16 protein-coding genes are annotated in these 15,738 nt (G+C 34.9%); 9 read left to right on the top strand and 7 right to left on the bottom strand.

What is annotated here, in order from left to right; translation table 11 throughout:
- Nucleotides 1-1,182: an MFS transporter gene (locus FA048_RS03145; RefSeq protein WP_136838754.1), complete on the top strand. Its 1,182-nt coding sequence runs from the start codon at nt 1-3 to the stop codon at nt 1,180-1,182.
- 1 nt (nt 1,183) lies between these two features.
- Here the strand turns inward: FA048_RS03145 and FA048_RS03140 are convergent, their stop codons facing one another.
- The 4 genes from FA048_RS03140 to porX form a co-directional block, all read right to left on the bottom strand.
- Complete coding sequence (locus FA048_RS03140) at nt 1,184-1,870, bottom strand: M15 family metallopeptidase (protein WP_136838753.1); 687 nt, start codon at nt 1,868-1,870, stop codon at nt 1,184-1,186.
- 51 nt (nt 1,871-1,921) lie between these two features.
- On the bottom strand, nt 1,922-3,148 hold the full coding sequence (locus FA048_RS03135; protein ID WP_136838752.1) for an alanine dehydrogenase: 1,227 nt from the start codon (nt 3,146-3,148) through the stop codon (nt 1,922-1,924).
- Nucleotides 3,149-3,251: 103 nt separating this feature from the next.
- Nucleotides 3,252-3,677: a tRNA (adenosine(37)-N6)-threonylcarbamoyltransferase complex ATPase subunit type 1 TsaE gene (tsaE, locus tag FA048_RS03130; protein WP_136838751.1), complete on the bottom strand. Its 426-nt coding sequence runs from the start codon at nt 3,675-3,677 to the stop codon at nt 3,252-3,254.
- A gap of 101 nt (nt 3,678-3,778) precedes the next feature.
- Nucleotides 3,779-5,332 (bottom strand): T9SS response regulator signal transducer PorX, encoded by a 1,554-nt coding sequence (porX, locus tag FA048_RS03125; protein ID WP_136838750.1) that lies wholly within the window; start codon nt 5,330-5,332, stop codon nt 3,779-3,781.
- A gap of 101 nt (nt 5,333-5,433) precedes the next feature.
- On the opposite strand from porX, the gene FA048_RS03120 reads away from it, so the two are divergent.
- From FA048_RS03120 to FA048_RS19680, 8 genes are all read left to right on the top strand, one after another.
- Nucleotides 5,434-6,657 (top strand): HD domain-containing protein, encoded by a 1,224-nt coding sequence (locus FA048_RS03120; RefSeq protein WP_136838749.1) that lies wholly within the window; start codon nt 5,434-5,436, stop codon nt 6,655-6,657.
- A 112-nt stretch (nt 6,658-6,769) separates the two neighbouring features.
- On the top strand, nt 6,770-7,852 hold the full coding sequence (gene lpxD / locus FA048_RS03115; RefSeq protein WP_136838748.1) for a UDP-3-O-(3-hydroxymyristoyl)glucosamine N-acyltransferase: 1,083 nt from the start codon (nt 6,770-6,772) through the stop codon (nt 7,850-7,852).
- Nucleotides 7,842-9,251, top strand: coding sequence for a bifunctional UDP-3-O-[3-hydroxymyristoyl] N-acetylglucosamine deacetylase/3-hydroxyacyl-ACP dehydratase (locus tag FA048_RS03110; protein WP_136838747.1), 1,410 nt, complete (start codon nt 7,842-7,844; stop codon nt 9,249-9,251). Before lpxD ends, FA048_RS03110 begins: the two co-directional genes overlap by 11 nt.
- The gene (gene lpxA, locus FA048_RS03105) at nt 9,251-10,045 is read left to right on the top strand and encodes an acyl-ACP--UDP-N-acetylglucosamine O-acyltransferase (RefSeq protein ID WP_136838746.1); all 795 of its coding nucleotides are present in this window, start codon (nt 9,251-9,253) and stop codon (nt 10,043-10,045) included. Before FA048_RS03110 ends, lpxA begins: the two co-directional genes overlap by 1 nt.
- A gap of 63 nt (nt 10,046-10,108) precedes the next feature.
- Nucleotides 10,109-10,723, top strand: coding sequence for an ABC transporter ATP-binding protein (locus tag FA048_RS03100; protein WP_136838745.1), 615 nt, complete (start codon nt 10,109-10,111; stop codon nt 10,721-10,723).
- Between the two features lie 396 nt (nt 10,724-11,119).
- A complete protein-coding gene (gene efp, locus FA048_RS03095; protein ID WP_136838744.1) occupies nt 11,120-11,680 on the top strand; it encodes an elongation factor P in 561 nt (186 codons plus the stop codon).
- Between the two features lie 239 nt (nt 11,681-11,919).
- Nucleotides 11,920-12,483, top strand: a complete 564-nt coding sequence (locus tag FA048_RS03090; protein ID WP_136838743.1) for a 5-formyltetrahydrofolate cyclo-ligase — start codon at nt 11,920-11,922, stop codon at nt 12,481-12,483.
- Nucleotides 12,484-12,521: 38 nt separating this feature from the next.
- On the top strand, nt 12,522-12,683 hold the full coding sequence (locus FA048_RS19680) for a hypothetical protein (RefSeq protein WP_169306804.1): 162 nt from the start codon (nt 12,522-12,524) through the stop codon (nt 12,681-12,683).
- On the opposite strand, the gene FA048_RS03085 is transcribed toward FA048_RS19680, so the two are convergent.
- The 3 genes from FA048_RS03085 to FA048_RS03075 all read right to left on the bottom strand — a co-directional run bounded on the left by FA048_RS03085 (nt 12,646) and on the right by FA048_RS03075 (nt 15,737).
- Nucleotides 12,646-13,671, bottom strand: coding sequence for a formimidoylglutamase (locus FA048_RS03085; RefSeq protein WP_136838742.1), 1,026 nt, complete (start codon nt 13,669-13,671; stop codon nt 12,646-12,648). The genes FA048_RS19680 and FA048_RS03085 overlap by 38 nt on opposite strands.
- Complete coding sequence (gene hutI, locus FA048_RS03080; protein ID WP_136838741.1) at nt 13,664-14,902, bottom strand: imidazolonepropionase; 1,239 nt, start codon at nt 14,900-14,902, stop codon at nt 13,664-13,666. Before hutI ends, FA048_RS03085 begins: the two co-directional genes overlap by 8 nt.
- A gap of 67 nt (nt 14,903-14,969) precedes the next feature.
- On the bottom strand, nt 14,970-15,737 hold the full coding sequence (locus FA048_RS03075) for an exodeoxyribonuclease III (protein WP_136838740.1): 768 nt from the start codon (nt 15,735-15,737) through the stop codon (nt 14,970-14,972).
- Between the last annotated feature and the right edge of the window lies 1 nt (nt 15,738).

Below are 15,738 nucleotides of genomic sequence, written 5' to 3'. Positions count from 1 at the left end.
GTGCAACCCTCCTCCAGTATATACACACTTCAGTTCGGATTAGTTTGTTTAAGCTCTTTTCTGTTCTCTGCAAGTTTTAATATGCTAATTCCGGAGTTGCCAGCCTACTTAACAGGCTTGGGTGGCGCAGAATACAAAGGGTTAATTATTGCTCTTTTTACCCTCACAGCTGGTATTTCTCGTCCGTTTAGTGGTAAGCTTACAGATACAATTGGTAGAGTGCCAGTAATGGCGGTAGGCTCCCTGGTATGTTTTTTATGTGGTTTTCTTTATCCAATATTAACTTCAGTTGCAGGGTTTTTATTTTTAAGATTGATACATGGCTTCTCTACTGGATTTAAACCAACTGCAACTTCAGCTTATGTTGCAGATTTAGTTCCTGCAGAAAGGTGGGGTGAAGCAATGGGAGTTCATGGAGTTTGTTTTAGTACAGGCTTAGCCATTGGACCTGCAATCGGCAGTGCAATAACAGCTCATTTCTCTATCAATATATTGTTTTACTGTTCATCGCTTTTTGCATTACTCTCTATTGTTATTTTAGCGAATATGAAAGAAACCCTTCCAGATAAGCAAAAATTCAAAGCAGCACACCTTAAAATCAAAAAAGAAGATATTATAGAGTGGCAAGTATTACCTGCGGCACTGATTGTTTTATGGAGCTATATTAGTTATGGTGTTATATTAACCGTAATATCAGACTGGAGCAAACATTTGGGAACGAGTAATAAGGGACTATTCTTTATGGTTTTTACCTTATCCTCCTTACTCATTCGGTTTGTTGCAGGCAAAGTTTCTGATCGCTATGGAAGAATGCTTATTCTAAAAATCTCTTTAGGAATTTTGATGATTTCTTTACTTGGGATTGCTTTTGCAAGCACATCATTTTTACTCATGGTAGCTTCAGCTATTTATGGTGTAGCTACAGGAATGTTATCTCCAACAGTAACAGCATGGACTATAGATTTAAGTAAGCCCGGGCATAGAGGAAAAGCAGTTGCAACTATGTATATTTTTTTAGAAGTGGGGATTGGTTTGGGCGCTTTGTTAGCTGGGAGTATGTTTATTGAAGATATATCTACCATCCCACATATTTTCTACATCTGTGCTGGCATTACTTTAATAGCATTGCTTTATTTACAGATCTTTTATAAGCCCAAAGCCCTTTCAGGTGCCGAAGTTTAAGCTACAAATTTTCAAAAGGGATATCCATTAAATCATAATTTTGCCAACCATTAAAATCGAAGTGCCACCATTCGTTATAAATCACTTTAAAGCCGTTTGCTTGCATAGTAGTAATTAAATAATCTCTGTTTTTGATAATTGCTGCTGGAAGATTTGCAAAATGTGGTGCCGCTTCTGGTGCAAAACTGTCGTAAGGGGTAGGCATGGGAACATCCTTGCCTGTTTTTATATCTATAATAGTTAAATCAACCGCACAACCGCGATTATGTTTGCTGCCTTTTGCAGGATTGGCAACAAAATTTTTGTCACTTGCTTTCTCCCAAAAGGCAAGTGTAATTTCATAAGGGCGATAAGCATCAAAAATCTTTAAACCATAACCCTTTTTATTAAGAATAGCTTGTATTCTCTTTAATTTTTCTACAACTGGCTTACGTGCAAAAGCTCTAGCTTGTTTATACATAACTTGTTGCATAAAGTTATTTTTGGTTGCATAGCGAATATCTAGAACTACAGATGGAATTGCTTTTTTTATTTCAATTAATTCATTGTTTGGATGAACTGTATAATCCGCTTTGTAGGCCTTATAATCATTTATAATTGTTAAGCCGTAAGGGTTTTGTGCTTTTTTTTGAGCACAAGCCGACAAGGAAAGCGATACAATTAAAAGAAGGAGATTTAGGTTTTTCATTATAAAATTAAGTTCTACTGTTAGATGCTTTGATTCTCAAATAACGAAATATTATTGATTAGAAACGACCAGTAATTCTAAATCTTTAAAAGGTAAGTTATACATGTTTGCCAAGTCTTTATTGGTTAAATGACCTTGGTAAGAATACAGCGCCTCACGAATGCCAGGTCTATTCCAAACCATGTTCATTAGACCGCCCATATCCCCTATGTCAACCAAAATTGGGGCGAATATATTTGTTAAGGCATACGATGCGGTACGCGGAACTCTAGAAGCAATGTTTGGAACGCAATAATGGATTACATCGTGTTTCCTAAAAACGGGGTCCTTATGATTGGTAACTTCAGATGTTTCAAAGCAACCGCCTTGGTCAATGCTTACATCTACTACAACAGAATGAGCTTTCATTCTGGCAACAGTTTCTTCCATAACCAAGCAAGGGCTACGTCCGTGTTCAGATCTGATTGCGCCTATTACTACATCACAAGTTGTAATTGCTTTGGCCAAAACGATTGGCTGCATAACGGATGTGAAAACCCTACTTCCTAAATTATTTTGTAATCGCCTTAACCTAAAAATAGAACTGTCAAAAACTTTAACCTCAGCACCAAGAGAAAGTGCCGTTCTTGCTGCATATTCACCAACAGTTCCTGCACCCAAAATTACAATCTCTGTAGGCGGAACGCCCGTAAATCCACCAAGCATTAATCCTTTCCCACCAAATGCACTACTTAAATATTCTGCGGCAATAAATATTGATGCTGAGCCTACAATTTCGCCCATGGCACGTACAACACTCAATACATTTCCTTCATCACGAAGGTTTTCAAAACATAGCGCATTAATTTTTTTGTGGAGGATAGCCTTTAAATTTGCTTCCTTTAATGTTCCAATTTGCAATGCAGAAATTAATGTTTGCCCTTTGTGCATCAAGCCAATTTCTTCTAACGTTGGTGGGGCAATTTTTACAATGATATCAGCATCATAAACATCTTTTTTGCTGAAGGATATTTGCGCACCTTGCTCACTATAATCTTTATCGCTAAAGTTTGCACCAACACCAGCGCCAGATTCAATCATAACCCTATGGCCATTGTTAACTAAAAGAGCAACAGAAAGCGGGGTTAAAGCAATTCGACATTCTTGAAAAGAAGTCTCTTTTGGGATACCGATATATAAACTATTACTTTTTTTATTAGTTTCTAGCGTCTCTTCTTGAGTTTGCAATAAACCTCTTTGAGCAATTGCTGCCATGCCTTCTCTTAATCCTGTCGCCATGATATAATCTGGTAGTTTTTAGATGGTTGAAGATACGGAAATTTTTTTAAAGATTGGTTGATTGGCAATAGTTAATGGACAATTAAGCAATGCTATCGACTATTTAACTATCAACCCTAATAAAGCTAAACCTTCTCTGTTCATCACTGGTAATTTCAATTTCTACCTTTATGTATTTTTCTGGTAAAAGTTCTTCAACTTTTGTTGGCCATTCAACCAAACAATATTCGCTACTATAAAAATATTCCTCATAGCCAATATCGTAAGCTTCTTGTAGGTTTTTTAAACGGTAAAAATCGAAATGATAAACTAATCCTGTTTTACTTTCATACTCATTTACAATAGAGAAAGTAGGGCTGCTCACTACATCTTCAACTCCTAAAACCTTACAAAAAGCCTTAATAAAAGTAGTTTTGCCTGCTGCCATTTCTCCTTCGAAAATGAAGAATTTATTGCCATTGGCAAAAGCAAACAATTCTTGTGCAACATTAGGTAATTCAGCTGTGCTATTTATTGAAATAGATTTCATATTGTAAAGATAGAATCTTACCCACATAGATACATAGTTCACAAAGAAAAGTATGCGTTATACAAGTCTATAATTTTCTATGTGCCTATGTGGTTAAATAATTATCTCGAACTATAAGTCACTACCGGAATAATCATTTCTTCTAAAGAAATCCCGCCATGTTGGAAAGTCTCATTGTAGTAATTTACAAATTGATTGTAATTGTTTTGGTAAACAAAATACTGGTCTTCTTTTGCAAAAATATAATTAGAGCTGATATTTATTTTTGGTAACTGTGCCTCATGAGGGTTTTTAATAAGAAAGACTTCTTTCGGATTAAAGTTCAAATTTCTACCTTGTTTGTAACGCAAATTTGTATTTGTACTTCTATCACCAATAACCTTACTTGGATGTTTTACTCTAATCGTACCATGATCAGTAGTAATGATTACTTTAACCCTTTTTTGAGAGATTTTCTTCAATAAATCTAATAAAGGTGAGTGCTCAAACCAAGATAGAGTTAAGGAACGATAAGCTGCATCATCATTTGCCAATTCGCGAATCATTTGCATATCTGTACGAGCATGAGAAAGCATATCAACGAAGTTATAAACAATCGCATTAAACTCATTATCCATCAAATTACCAACCTTTTCCGTCAAATCTTTCCCTTGGTCAAAAGTTAAAATCTTGTGGTAGCTAAACTTGCAATCCTTTCTTAAACTTCGCTTAATTTGTTCTCCTAAAAAGGTTTCTTCATGTAAATTTTTTCCCCCTTCATCATCATCATTTTGCCATAAAGAAGGGAATTTTCTCTCCATTTCTAAAGGCATTAGTCCAGAGAAAATAGAGTTACGGGCATATTGAGTTGCGGTAGGCAAAATACTAGAATAGGTATCTTCTTCATCTAAGCGGAAATATTCACTAATTAAAGGGTTAATAATTTTCCATTGATCATAGCGTAAATTGTCAATCAGAATAAAAAATACAGGCGTATTCTCATTAATTAACGGGAATGCCTTTTTCTTCAATAGTTCATTTGATAAAAGAGGAGCCTTTTCTTTTCCGTTAACCCATCCCAAATAATTGTCTTCAATAAATTTAGAGAATTGCATATTAGCTTCAGACTTTTGCATGGTTAAAATTTCATGCATTTGAGGGTCGTCTAATTTCTCTAATTCTAATTCCCAAAAAACTAATTTTTTATAAACATCAACCCATTCCTCATAACTTAACTTGTCATTTAAAGTCATGCCTATATTCCTGAAATCTTGTTGATAAGCAGAGGAAGTTCGCTCACTTACTAAACGTTTATTGTCTATAATTTTCTTTATCGTTAATAAAACTTGTTTTGGGTTTACTGGCTTAATTAAATAATCATCTATTTTAGATCCGATAGCATCTTCCATTAGATTTTCTTCTTCGCTTTTGGTAATTAGCACAACAGGCACATCAGAGCGAATATTTTTAATAGCAGATAAAGTTTCTAAACCACTCAATCCAGGCATGTTTTCATCTAAAAAAACCAAGTCGAAATGTTCTTTCCCAAAAGCCTCTAAAGCGTCGTTACCATTTGTAAAAGTGGTTACATGGTATCCCTTTTCGTTCAGTAATAAAATATGTGGTTTTAATAAGTTAATCTCATCATCGGCCCATAAAATTTTGGTTTCCTGCATTATATATACTTTTTATGTAATTTAAAGGTTTAAAAAGCGCTAGGCTTTTTTACTATGGATAAAAATAGCAATTTTTGTACCGTATAATATAATTTTAAGAATTGAACAAAAAGAAAATAATAAACGACCCTGTCTATGGGTTCATTACTATACCATCAGCGTTAGTTTATGATTTGATTTCGCATCCATATTTTCAGCGGCTGCGGTATATTAAACAATTAGGAATGACCCATTTAGTTTATCCTGGGGCATTACACACTAGGTTTCACCATGCTATCGGGGCAATGCACTTGATGAGTTTGGCACTAGAAGTATTGAGAAATAAAGGACATCAAATTACACCACAAGAAGAAGAGGCTGCCACTATAGCAATTTTACTACACGATATTGGCCATGGCCCATTTTCTCATGCATTGGAGCATACACTAGTCAACGGAATTAAACACGAAGACATTTCTATGTTGATGATGGATAGATTAAATGAAGAATTTGATGGTCGTTTAACCCCTGCAATCACTATTTTTAGAGGAAAATATCATCGCAATTTCTTTTGCCAATTAATTTCTGGTCAATTAGATTTAGATCGGATGGATTATTTAAATCGGGATAGCTTTTTTACTGGAGTTAGTGAGGGCGTAATTAGTTTCGATAGAATTATCAAAATGTTTAACGTTGTTGATGATCAATTGGTAATTGAAGAAAAGGGAATTTATTCAATAGAAAAGTTTCTAATTGCTAGAAGGTTAATGTATTGGCAAGTTTATTTGCATAAAACCGTTATAGCAGGAGAACAATTATTAGTTAAAATTTTAGAGCGGGCAAAAGAGCTTGCTTCTAGTGGAGAAAAACTTTTTGCAACTCCGTCTTTGCAACATTTTTTGCAAAATGACATTACTGAACTAAACTTTTTTGAGGATGATTTCCATTTATTACAATTCTCTAAATTAGATGATCAGGATATTTATGCTTCTGTTAAAGTTTGGGAAAGTCATGACGATCTAATTTTATCAAGGCTTTGCAAAATGTTAAATTCTAGAACTTTGTATAAAGTAGAAATTAGCAATACAGAGCCTTCAGCAGATAGGATTGAGCGCTTGGCTACACAAACAGCGCTAGCTTTAAACTTAGAGGAAGATGATGTGGCTTATTTTGTCTTTACTGATACCATAAGAAATAGAGCTTATAATGCAGGGAATAGCAACATTAATATTTTAATGAAGAATAATGAGCTTGTAGATATTGCAAAAGCATCAGATTTGTCTAACTTAGAATCATTAGATAAGACGGTAAAAAAGCACATTCTTTGTTATACCAGAGACATTTAGCATTTTTTAACAAAATTTTTAACATATAACTACGTTTACAGTCTTATTCTTGTAACGAATATTAACAATTGTGTTTATTTGTTCATATCAATTTAACATTTAACTTTGTAAGATGCAATTTACTGCCAAGCAGATAAGCGAATTTTTGGATGGAACTGTAGAAGGTGATGAAACCGTTAAGGTTGGCGAGCTTTCTAAGATAGAGGATGGAAGTACTGGTTCATTATGTTTTCTATCTAATCCAAAATACGAAAGCTATTTGTACACAACACAAGCTTCGGTAGTAATTGTGGCGAATGATTTTGTGCCATCACAGCAAGTAAGCTGTACCTTAGTTAAGGTTAAAGATCCATATAGTGCTTTTTCAATTCTTTTAGAAAAATATAACGAAGCCTTAAACCAAAATAAAACGCAAGCGGGGATAGATCAACCTTGTTTTATTCATCCGACAGCAAAAATTGGTAAGAATGTGTTTATTGGTGCGTTTTGTTGTATTGAAGAAAATGTAGAAATTGGTGATAATTGCAGAATTTTTACTCAAATATATATTGGCTCAGGCACTAAAGTTGGTCAGGATTGTACCATTTACCCAGGTGTAAAAATTTATAACCGCACACAGCTGGGTGATAGAATAACAATACATTCTAATGCTGTAATTGGTAGTGATGGATTTGGATTTGCACCACAGGCAGACGGGACTTATAATAAGATAGCACAAATTGGAAACGTTGTTATAGAAGACGATGTTGAAATTGGTGCAAATACCACAATAGATAGGGCCACTATGGGCTCTACTTTTATCCGTAAGGGGGCAAAACTAGATAACCTTATACAAATTGCTCACAATGTAGATGTAGGTGCACATGCTGTTGTTGCTGCACAAACGGGTATTTCTGGAAGCACAAAGCTTGGAGAAAATTCTGTTATCGGCGGACAAGTTGGTATAGCAGGTCACCTAAACTTAGGCAAAGGCACACAGATTGGGGCACAAGCGGGTATTAATTTTAATACCGAAGAAAACAAACAATGGCATGGTAGCCCGGCACAACCGCTAAAAGAGTGGATGCGCTCTACTGTAATATTTAAAAAATTACCAGAAGTAGATAAAAGAATAAGAGCGCTAGAAGCTAAAATTGCTGAATTAACTGCCATCATAGATCAGATTAGTACATTACAAGAAAAGAATGAACGTTAAGCAAAAGACTATTAAAAGTGAGGTTTCTGTTAAGGGTGTAGGTTTGCACACAGGCGCTAATGTTACATTAACATTTTGCCCCGCTCCAGATAATCATGGTTTTAAATTTCAAAGAATAGACCTTCCCGGACAACCAATTATTGATGCAGATTGCGATAATGTTACTGATACAGCTCGTGGAACAACCATTACTCAAAATGGTGCAAGCGTAAGTACAGTAGAGCATGTAATGGCATCGTTAGTAGGGATGGATTTAGACAATGTTTTGTTAAAACTTGATGGTCCTGAGACACCAATTATGGATGGCAGCTCTATTTTATTTATCGAAGCATTAGAAGAAGCCGGATTGGTTTCTCAAGATACAGATAGAGAATATTTCACCATTCCTCATAATATTACTTATGCAGAAGCAGATAGAAAAGTAGAAATAGTGGCTATGCCATTAGATGATTATCGCTTTACTTGCATGATAGATTATAATTCTCCAGTTTTAGGTAGTCAACACGCAGGCATTTCTAGTATTGCTGAATTTAAGAAAGAAATTGCTTCCTGTAGAACGTTCTGTTTTTTACATGAATTGGAGTATCAATTGCAAAACAACCTTATTAAAGGAGGAGACTTAAATAATGCAATTGTAATTGTAGATAAGGAAGTAACAAAACCTGAATTAGAGCATTTAGCTAAAATATTCAATAGGTCTGCGATAGAGGTAGCTCCACAAGGCATTTTAAATAACATGGAGTTACGCTACCAAAATGAACCAGCTCGTCATAAATTGCTAGATATGATTGGTGATTTAGCTTTGGTGGGCGTACATTTAAAAGGCCATATTATGGCTGCAAGACCTGGTCATGCTGCAAATGTTTCTTTTGCAAAGAAAATTAAAGCAGCAATTAAAAAAGAAAAAGGAAAAAAGATCCAAAAAGTATACGATGCCAATGTGAAGCCATTGTATGATGTAGTACAGATTATGGATATTTTGCCTCACAGACAACCATTTTTGTTTGTAGATAAAGTATTAGAACTTTCTAAAACCCACGTTGTTGGTGTTAAGAATGTAACCATGAATGAGGACTTTTTTAGGGGCCACTTTCCTGGAGCACCAGTTTTACCAGGGGTAATACAAATTGAGGCTATGGCTCAAGTTGGCGGAATTTTAGTTTTAAGTACTGTTCCAGACCCAAGGAATTATTTAACCTATTTTTTAAAAATAGATAATGTGCGTTTTAGGGCGCAAGTTTTACCAGGAGATACCTTAATTTTTAGATGCGATTTGATGGAACCGATTCGTAGAGGAATTGCTCAAATGAAAGGTATTGGTATGGTAGGAGAAAAAATAGTAGTTGAGGCCGAAATGATGGCCCAAATTTCAAGAGTAAAAGATAGCGAACCAGCATAATGATACAACCCTTAGCATACATACACCCACAAGCGAAAATTGCAGATAATGTTGTAGTTGAGCCATTTGCTGTAATTCACAAAGACGTAGAGATTGGCGAAGGAACTTGGATTGGTTCTAATGTTGTAATTATGGACGGAGCCAGAATTGGTAAAAATTGTCGAATTTTTCCAGGTTCAGTAATTTCTGGTGTTCCACAAGACTTAAAATTTGCAGGTGAAGTTACAACAGCAGAAATTGGCGACAATACAACTATTCGCGAATGCGTAACCATTAACCGCGGTACAAAGGATAAATGGAAAACAGTGATTGGTAAAAACTGCTTAATCCAAGCGTACTCTCACGTAGCGCATGATTGTGAAGTAGGGGATTTTTGTATATTTTCTAATAGCACTACACTAGCAGGCCACATTACCATTGGCGATTATGTGGTTTTAGCGGGTTTAGTGGCTATTCACCAGTTTGTAAAAGTAGGCTCACACGCATTTGTAACAGGTGGTTCATTGGTTCGTAAAGATGTTCCTCCGTATGTTAAGGCGGCTAGAGAGCCACTTTCTTACGTTGGCATCAACTCTGTTGGTTTGCGTAGAAGAGGATTTTCTCCAGAAAAAATTAATGAAATTCAAGAAATTTACCGCGTTCTTTTTGTTAAAAACAATAATGTAACTAAGGCATTAGATATCATCGAAGCAGAATTCCAACCTACAGAAATACGTGATGAAATTGTTGATTTTATTCGCAATTCTAATCGCGGTGTGATGAGAGGTTTTGGTACCGGAAGCAAAGAAAGATAAATAAAGTAGAAGATTTCAGGCTGAGGGCTTTGTCTCAACACACATCTCAATACCCAATACTAAATGAACATCATCCTAAGTAATGTAGGCCGTAGGTTTAATAAGGAGTGGATATTTAAAAATATCGACTTCAGTTTTACTGGGAAAGGAAAATATGCTGTTCTAGGACCAAATGGCTCAGGCAAATCAACTTTGTTGAGTATAGTTTTGGGTAATTTATCTCCATCTGAAGGAGAAATCAGCTATCACCACCAAGAGGAAATTAAGGTTGAACAGATTTACCAAAATATCAGCTTTGCTGCACCTTATTTAGATTTAATAGAAGAATTTACCCTACAAGAAACAATAGACTTTCATTTTCAATTTAAAGCGTACGAAGAAGGGTTAGACGCTTCAAAGGTTCTGAGCTTGCTTGGGCTAGAGAAATCTCAGGATAAAGCTTTAAAACACTTCTCATCTGGAATGAAACAACGTACCAAGCTTGCATTGGCTTGCTGCGCAAATACACCAATTTTAATATTAGATGAACCAACCTCTAATTTAGATGCTCAAGGTATAGATTGGTATTTGGAATTGATTAAACAATACGCATTAAATAAAATGATAATTGTAGGATCTAACCAAGAGCATGAATATTCATTCTGTGAAAATAGATTGAGTATATCTGATTATAAATAACAGATAAAGATTTTGTCATATTTCTGCTAAAAACCATTAGAAAACTAGCCTATTTCTGTTTAAAACCCGCACTAAAAAATATTTTTATTTTGCTATTGTTTTATTGAAGAATAGTTTGCACCTTTGCGCCATCAAATAAAGGCTAAAAACTAGTCTGAGATTTGTGAAGAAAACGCCAAAATTTATTAAGAAATCATTAATAGTAGATTGATAAAGAGAGTAACGTTATTAAATAGAATAAAATAAGAATTTCATAGTTTAGTTTAGGTTTAGGTTTAGGTTGATTGTAGCTTCGGAGTGGTTCCCGAAGCTATCTTTTTTTACAGCTTTTTGAAAAATAGTTTTTACCTTGCGCCTTCAAAAAGAACCAAATAATTAGTGATTTTTTAAAATATCATGGCAAAAGCATCAGAAATAAAAGTAGGTAACATCCTTCGTTTCAATGGAGAGTTGGTTACTGTTGAAGAATGGAATCACCGTACACCAGGTAAAGGTGGCGCATTTTACACAGGTAAATTTCGTAATATCAAAACTTCTAGACTTGTAGAAGCTAGAATGAACACAGATGAAGTAGTAGAAATTTGTCGTGTAGAAACAAATGATTATCAATATCTATATGAAGATGGAGATTATTTGGTAGTAATGGATAATACTTCTTTTGAACAATTTAACGTGCCTAAAACACTTTTTGGTGCTTCAATTAAGTTCTTAAAAGAAGGAATGAGTATTATTGTTGCGCTAGAAAGCGAAGAACCAATTCAAGCAAGCATTCCTAATTTTGTAGAAATGGAAGTTGTTTATTCTGAGCCAGCGGTTAAAGGAGATACTTCTACAAATGCTTTGAAAGCAGCTACAGTAGAAAATGAAGTAGAAATTAAAGTGCCAATGTTCGTTAATCAAGGCGATAGAGTTAAAATTGATACACGTACAGGTGAATATGTAGAACGTGTAAAATAGTATAGATTGTCATTCCGAGGCCGTGAGGAATCCATTTTTCGAATAGATTCACTTCGTTCAGAATGACAAAAGAAATAATAGCCGCAGATTCGCTGATTAAATCAATCAGTAAATCTGCGGCTTCTTTTTGATAATGGTCATACCCAACTCGATTGGGTATCCTAATGCGATAAAAGATTTTTAGCTTTGTATCTTGCTTTAAGATTCCCGTTTTCATGGGAATGATGATGAAACGAAATATGCTTAAACCAGACTTAAGAAAACAAGCTTTAGCGAAAAGAAGTGCTTTAACAGCGCAAGAACTAGCCATGTTAAATGAAAGTCTTTTAAAACAGTTTAAAACGCTTGATTTATCAAATATTAAAAGCATACACATCTTTCTTCCAATTGTTCATCAAAAAGAACCAGATACTTTTTTAATTATAGATTGGTTGCAAGAAAATCATCCAGGAATTGAGATCGTAGTTCCAAAAGCAGATTTTGGTTCGAGTTTAATGAGCCACTATTCTTTTAAAGATAAGCAAGACCTGGTTAATAATCATTATCATATTCCAGAACCGCAAAAAGCAAAACCGTTTACTGGTATACCAGACCTGGTAATTGTACCGTTATTAGCTTTTGATGTAAAAGGCTTCAGAGTTGGTTATGGAAAGGGATTTTACGATCGGTTTTTAGAGAATATAAACACACAAAAAATAGGATTATCTTTTTTTGATGCTACTCCAGAAATTATTGATGTACATTTGAATGATATTCGTTTGGATAAATGTATTACGCCAACAGGGATTATAGATTTTGGTTAAGTCTAAATACTTTATACTAACTACTAAATACTACTATCATGGAAAAGGAATTTAAAATAACTTCAGCTAAACATTACGAAGAAACAATGATTAATATTTTCGAAATGCAGGAGCAGGAAGATCCATTAACACCTGCCCAAAAAGTAGAAATGGAGTTAATGATTAAAGCTTCTGAGAAATATGAGGCCGAAGAGCTTTAATGAAATCGCTTACTAAATACGCGATTGTTTTACCTGTTGTCAAATCTTTTCTTCCATCTGCCAATTCAGTAGCACCCTCACAGATATGCAGATAGCTATATTTTTTATGATTTGATAAAAGGATTTTGCGAATATCATTTAATGCAAATCCTGATGAAGTAATAGCACTAGAAAGCACATTTTCAATGCTATCTAAGTCTATTTCTAAACCGGATGGTTCTGGTAAATCCTTTACAAAATCTTCCCAGGTTTCTTCAATAGCTTTTTTACTTGTCAAAAGATCTTCAAAATAAATAACAGCTATATTTTTACTTGCAGCAATGTAAGCAGGTAAAGACTGATGTACATAGTTTTCTTGTAAGCCAAAAACTCGATATTGGTTTAAATGACCATGTTGCATAGCATAGCTAAATCCGTTTCCACTGTGTCTACCCTCTTTAGTATCTCGTAAATCGGCATGGGCATCAATATTAACCACATTTAATGGCTTATTTAACGCAATTGACACACCAGAAATTATCGGAGCGGCATTGTTGTGCCCACCTCCAATTACGATTGGAATTTTTCCTACTTGAGCAATTTTCTGAATTACTGGATAAACCAGTGCATCAATTTCATTTGTCTTATTTCTCAAACCTTGAATACTAATATCTGCAGGCTCTTCGATTTCAAAATGACCTAAAACTAAAACTTCATCTCCTTTTAAAAAAGAATTGCTTTGGGTATTTAAGAAAGCCTTTAAAGCTGATTTCCAGGCAGTTTTGGCACCAGCATTTCCTAAGTTTGCTCTTACACCAATATCTTCCGGAATGCCTAATAAAACATATTGGGCTGTAGATTGCTGTAAACATGCCAATGAGATTGTTTGGGTGCTATCTTCCTCGCAATGACTATAGATTTGAATATGTTGACCTAATTTTTCTTCCCCATTTCTTGTGTTTATTAGGGAGTCAATGTCGCTTTGCGAATAAATTTTAAAACTATCCATTGTAGATTTCTCCGTTTAAAATTACTGTTTCTATTTGCGATTGACCAAAACTGTAAGGTAAAAAAGCCAAAGAAGGCATTGGTTTGGTAATGAATAAATTTGCTTTTTTTCCGATTGTGATACTTCCAATTTCTTGACTTAATTCTATTGCTGCGGCACCGTTTAATGTTGCTGCATTAATGGCTTCTTCGGGCATCATTTTTAATTTTATACAACCTAAAGAAACTACAAAATTCATATTTCCAGATGGTGTAGAGCCTGGGTTATAATCTGTGGCTAAAGCTACTATTGCATTTGCGTTCATTAGTCCACGGGCATTTGCAAAAGGGATATTCAGATAAAAAGAACAAGAAGGTAAAAGTGTTGCGATGGTCTTGCTGCCTGTCAAACTTTTTAAAACATCATCATCAGTTTCTTCTAAATGATCTACCGATATGGCTTTGTTTTTTATCCCTACTTGTACGCCTCCTGAAACAGAGAGCTGATTAGCGTGTATTTTTGGTTTCAATCCATATTTTGCAGCAGCAGATAAAATTTCATCAGTTTCTGAAACCGAGAAAAAACCTTTTTCACAAAAAACATCAATATAATCAGCTAATTTTTCTTTAGCAACAGTCGGAAGGATTTGATTGATAATAAGGTTAATATAACCTTGATGGTCATCTTTATATATTTGTGGATATGCGTGAGCAGCTAATAAAGTTGCCTTAATTGGAATAGGAAAAGTTGTTTTTAACCTTTTGATGACCCCTAGCATTTTCAATTCACTTTCAACAGTTAAACCGTAGCCACTTTTAATTTCAACTGCTCCCGTTCCCTGCTTAATCATGTCTTTTAATCTCAAACTTGCACTTTCAAAAAGTTCCTCTTCAGTTGCTTGTTCTAATTTACGAGCCGAGTTTAAAATTCCACCGCCAGCTGCGGCAATATCCTCGTAAGATTTACCTGCTATTTTCATTACAAACTCTTCTTCACGTGGGGCAGCAAAAACAATATGTGTATGGCTGTCGCACCAAGAAGGGAAAACGAATTTTCCTGAAACGTCAATCGTATTGAGGTGTGAGAATTGTGTATTGAGATTGGACATTAATCCAAAATCTTTAATCAATCCATTTTCTAACAACAACCAAGCATTTTCTAATACAGGTAAATTAGCCATTTCGCTACCGCGAAGGAATAATTTTTCTTTTGGGTGTACACCTACAAGGCCTTTTATGTTTGTAATTAACATTGAATTGTGGGTTGCAAGTTGCGAGTTGCAGGTTTGGGCTCGTAACCCGTAACCTTTAGCCCGTAACTCAATTTATCTCAAGTAAAACCGGACAATGGTCTGAATGTAATGCATCGGGTAAAATTCTAACATTTGTTAATCTATTTTCCATTGGTCTGCTTACCAAGTGATAGTCAATACGCCATCCTAAATTTTTACCTCTAGAACCAGCTCTATAACTCCACCAGGTGTAATGATGTGGGTCTTTATTGAAGTGCCTAAAGCTATCAATAAATCCATTATTCATAAATAATTCCATCCATTCACGTTCTTCCGGTAAAAATCCGGATGAATTTGCATTGGATTTAGGGTTGTGAATATCAATTGGTTGGTGACAAATATTATAATCGCCAGAGATAATTAAGTTAGGGTGTTCTTTTCTAATTTCATCAATATAAACATCAAAAAAGCGCATAAATTCATACTTTTTGATTTGTCTTTCGTCACCACTAGACCCTGAAGGCATGTACAAACTCATTAAAGAAAAGTTATCAAAGTCTGCTCTTAAAACCCTTCCTTCTGCATCAATCCATGGTTCGCCGCAACCATATGAAACATTGTTAGGTTTAATTTTGGTTAATATCGCAACTCCACTGTATCCTTTTTTCTCTGCTGGAAACCAATAATGGTGGTAGCCTAACTGCTCAATTAAAGCAACGATTTCTGGAATTTGTTCTTTTAAGGCTTTTACTTCTTGCAAACAAACCATATCTGCATCTGTACCCTGTAACCAGTTAAAAAGTCCTTTTGTTGCAGCGGCACGAATGCCATTTACGTTATAAGAAATAATCTTCATT

Origin of the sequence: Pedobacter polaris (genome assembly GCF_005116505.1) — a bacterium.
In the GTDB taxonomy this organism is placed as follows: Bacteria; Bacteroidota; Bacteroidia; order Sphingobacteriales; family Sphingobacteriaceae; genus Pedobacter; species Pedobacter polaris.
Note: the sequence above shows the minus strand (reverse complement) of the source record. Positions and strands in the feature narration are given on the sequence as shown.

Excerpts from the sequence above, each read along its gene's own strand:
- FA048_RS03140 (WP_136838753.1), bottom strand. The coding sequence starts at position 1,870 with ATGAAAAACCTAAATCTCCTTCTTTTAATTGTATCGCTTTCCTTGTCG.
- FA048_RS03135 (WP_136838752.1), bottom strand. The coding sequence starts at position 3,148 with ATGGCGACAGGATTAAGAGAAGGCATGGCAGCAATTGCTCAAAGAGGT.
- tsaE (WP_136838751.1), bottom strand. The coding sequence starts at position 3,677 with ATGAAATCTATTTCAATAAATAGCACAGCTGAATTACCTAATGTTGCA.
- porX (WP_136838750.1), bottom strand. The coding sequence starts at position 5,332 with ATGCAGGAAACCAAAATTTTATGGGCCGATGATGAGATTAACTTATTA.
- lpxD (WP_136838748.1), top strand. The coding sequence starts at position 6,770 with ATGCAATTTACTGCCAAGCAGATAAGCGAATTTTTGGATGGAACTGTA.
- FA048_RS03110 (WP_136838747.1), top strand. The coding sequence starts at position 7,842 with ATGAACGTTAAGCAAAAGACTATTAAAAGTGAGGTTTCTGTTAAGGGT.
- lpxA (WP_136838746.1), top strand. The coding sequence starts at position 9,251 with ATGATACAACCCTTAGCATACATACACCCACAAGCGAAAATTGCAGAT.
- FA048_RS03100 (WP_136838745.1), top strand. The coding sequence starts at position 10,109 with ATGAACATCATCCTAAGTAATGTAGGCCGTAGGTTTAATAAGGAGTGG.
- efp (WP_136838744.1), top strand. The coding sequence starts at position 11,120 with ATGGCAAAAGCATCAGAAATAAAAGTAGGTAACATCCTTCGTTTCAAT.
- FA048_RS03090 (WP_136838743.1), top strand. The coding sequence starts at position 11,920 with ATGCTTAAACCAGACTTAAGAAAACAAGCTTTAGCGAAAAGAAGTGCT.
- FA048_RS19680 (WP_169306804.1), top strand. The coding sequence starts at position 12,522 with ATGGAAAAGGAATTTAAAATAACTTCAGCTAAACATTACGAAGAAACA.
- FA048_RS03085 (WP_136838742.1), bottom strand. The coding sequence starts at position 13,671 with ATGGATAGTTTTAAAATTTATTCGCAAAGCGACATTGACTCCCTAATA.
- hutI (WP_136838741.1), bottom strand. The coding sequence starts at position 14,902 with ATGTTAATTACAAACATAAAAGGCCTTGTAGGTGTACACCCAAAAGAA.
- FA048_RS03075 (WP_136838740.1), bottom strand. The coding sequence starts at position 15,737 with ATGAAGATTATTTCTTATAACGTAAATGGCATTCGTGCCGCTGCAACA.